Source organism: uncultured Nitrospira sp., assembly GCA_902500695.1.
Classification (GTDB): Bacteria; Nitrospirota; Nitrospiria; order Nitrospirales; family UBA8639; genus Nitrospira_E.
The window spans coordinates 25,027-27,966 of sequence record CABVRQ010000021.1; the positions used below are offsets into that span (position 1 = coordinate 25,027).

General features: G+C 48.9%; 3 protein-coding genes. 2 read left to right on the plus strand and 1 reads right to left on the minus strand.

Translation table 11 applies throughout. The annotated features are described in order from the left end of the window. Window positions 1-596: methionyl-tRNA formyltransferase (fmt, locus tag AAH187_RS07555; protein WP_342347834.1), on the minus strand; the 596-nt coding region annotated here is incomplete at its 3' end. A gap of 214 nt (window positions 597-810) precedes the next feature. On the opposite strand from fmt, the gene AAH187_RS07560 reads away from it, so the two are divergent. Both AAH187_RS07560 and ruvA read left to right on the plus strand, forming a co-directional pair. After that, window positions 811-1,566 carry a YebC/PmpR family DNA-binding transcriptional regulator gene (locus tag AAH187_RS07560; RefSeq protein ID WP_342347835.1) on the plus strand — a complete coding sequence of 252 codons (756 nt, stop codon included), beginning with the start codon at window positions 811-813 and terminating at the stop codon, window positions 1,564-1,566. A 114-nt stretch (window positions 1,567-1,680) separates the two neighbouring features. Then, window positions 1,681-2,292, plus strand: coding sequence for a Holliday junction branch migration protein RuvA (gene ruvA, locus AAH187_RS07565; protein ID WP_342347836.1), 612 nt, complete (start codon window positions 1,681-1,683; stop codon window positions 2,290-2,292). Window positions 2,293-2,940 lie beyond the last annotated feature (648 nt).

Below are 2,940 nucleotides of genomic sequence, written 5' to 3' on the forward strand. Positions count from 1 at the left end.
GTCGCCGCCGAATCATCTTGAGCCAAAGGAGTCATTGTGCCAGCGATCCATCCACGCAGAGTCCGGACCAGGAGCGCTCCGCCAACCTGAGCCATTCGTGAAGCTAACTCTCCTGAAGTCTCGTCCGGGCCTATAGAAATCACTTCCTGTTGAAGAATGGCCCCCGTGTCCATCCCTTGGTCCATGAGCATGATCGTCACCCCGGTCTCCGCCTCTCCATCGATCACAGCCCATTGAATGGGAGCAGCACCCCGATACTTCGGGAGAAGGGACCCATGAACATTCAGACAGCCTTTCGGGGGAAGATCAAGAATGGTTTTTGGCAAAATACGCCCAAACGCGGCAACCACCACCAGATCAGGTTCCCATGTTCGAAGAATCTCCATCAATTTGGGATCCTTCATTTTCTCAGGCTGCACCACCGGGATATTTTGTGACAATGCAAGCGCCTTTACCGGGCCCATTTGAACTTTCTTCCCACGCCCACTCGGTCGGTCAGGCTGACACACGACACCCACGACAGAAAATTCTGTCTTCAATAACTGCTGAAGCGTAGGAACAGCAAAGGCGGGGGTTCCCATAAACACGATGCGCATGACTAATTTCCTAACAGCGGACAAAGAGGAAAAGCAATTGAACAGAATAATGCTTGCTGACTCTCCAGGACAATAACATCCCACTTGCTTTTCCAAGCTCTCTTTTGGCCATGCCCACGCGCATTGACTCCCTTTCAATTACTGTGATAGAAGCCCACGCGGGGGCATACTCTCACATCCTTGACGCCTTAAATTTAGGAAATGGATCGCAATCATGGGTGGACATAGCCATTGGTCAACAATTAAGCGACACAAAGGCGCACAAGATGCCAAGCGTGGGAAAATCTTCACGCGCGTGATCCGTGAAATTTCCATTGCCGCTCGTAGCGGCGGCGACCCAGACGGTAATCCAACCTTACGCCAAGCCATTGCGAAATCCAAAGAAGTGAATATGCCTGCCGATACAGTCAAACGGGCTATTCAGCGAGGTACCGGGGAACTTCCGGGAATGCAATTCGAAGAGTTTATGCTGGAGGGGTATGGACCAGGAGGGACGGCACTCCTCCTGGAAATTTCGACCGATAAACGCAACCGGACCGTAGCCGAAGTTCGAAATATTCTCACAAAAAATAATGGAACGATGGCTGAAGCCGGCGCAGTTGCCTGGCAATTTCAAAAAAAAGGGTTACTGGTCATCGAAAACCAGGCGGTGACTGAAGAACAACTATTCGATCTGGCCCTGGAAGCGGGAGCTGAAGACGTGAAGCAAACTCCCACCGGATTTGAGGTCATTTCGGAACCAGCAAATTTCGAAGCCGTCAAGGAAGCCTTACAGAAGGCCAATATTGAAGCCAGCCTGTCCGAGCTCACTTTCCTCGCGCAAAACCATATTCAACTTGAAGGCAGAGATGCAGAACAAGCCTTAAAACTCATGGATCTCCTAGACGAGAACGAAGACGTCTCCAAGGTCCATGCCAATTTTGAGATATCTGACGAATTGATGGAGAAAATGGCTGCAGAAAGTACCTAGCCTTTTTGATTCCACTCCATTCTGCCGATCTTTTTCTCTTACCGATTTCTCTGATCGATCTTGATTTCTCCTGTCACCTTCCCCTTTTGACGAATAACTGAGTTTGACCAAAATATGATTGCCTCACTTTCGGGAGTCCTCTCTTCTAAGACGCCACAAGATGCCGTCATTTCCGTGCAGGGTGTGGGTTATCAAGTGTTCATCGCACTGTCCACCTATTTCACCCTTCCTGATCTCAATGCTCCGGTTCAGGTTTTCGTCTCCACACATTGCCGCAACGACACCATTCAGCTCTTCGGCTTTGGTTCTTCAGAAGAGAAACAGGCCTTTTCACTGCTCACAACTATCACCGGAGTCGGCCCGAAACTCGCACTGAGTGCGTTATCGACCCTTTCCGTCCCAGATTTGTGTACAGCCATTGAAACCGGTGATCTTGAAACCTTAGGTTCCATCCCCGGCGTTGGGAAAAAATCGGCGAGTCGAATCGTCCTGGAGTTAAAAGACAAAACCAATCGCATCATGATTTCGGATTCCCACAAACCCTCAACAGCCCCAATGGAACCTACCAACTTTCTCCAGGAAGAAGCCGCCTCGGCCCTCATCAATTTGGGGTACCGCGCCCCCGAAGTCAAAAAGGCCATGAATCTCGCGACGGCTAAGTTGGACGAAGGATATGAACTCGAAGACCTCATCCGCACGACCCTCAAAGAATTAGCCAAAGGTTAAAAGGAGCCGTTATTTCCTGGGTCTCATAGGTAATGGCCTCTCCAAAGTATTAAAGTATTGGCCAAAGTTTAGGAATATGGGATTCTTTCTGTAAAAAAGCTGTTACCAAAATGTGAAATCAGGGATAGAGGAAGAAAATTTTCATCCCGGAAACCGATGTTATGGGACTGTTGAATATTTCTCATATTTTGCCTTTTCACCACATAGATGAGTAAAAGAATCCCGAACGGGAAAAATAAGGGAGTGTTCATAAAAGCTCGTTCAGCAAGGCCACAGCCGATTAGACGAGCGGACCATACGGAGGAGTATGTGAGCACGACCAATCGGCGAGAATTCCGCTGGCGAAATTTTCCAACACTCCCGTTATTAAATTTTGGCACAAGAAACTAAAACCTAACAGGCCACTAATCCGCGGACTTCACCCCAAAGCTTGCCCGCCACAAACAAGCCTGACAAGGCCCGGATCAGGTCTTAAAAATCTTAGAGTTGCAGAGCTGAAAGTAAGGTGGGTTGGTTTCAGACAGGCTAGAGGGTTTCACGGATTTTTTGACCGTTGTAACCGCTTTCCAATACGCGCTTAAAAAAGCGCAACACATCCGCTAAGTCAAACCAAAAGCCGCAATTGATACATTTCGCGTTGAACCGGCG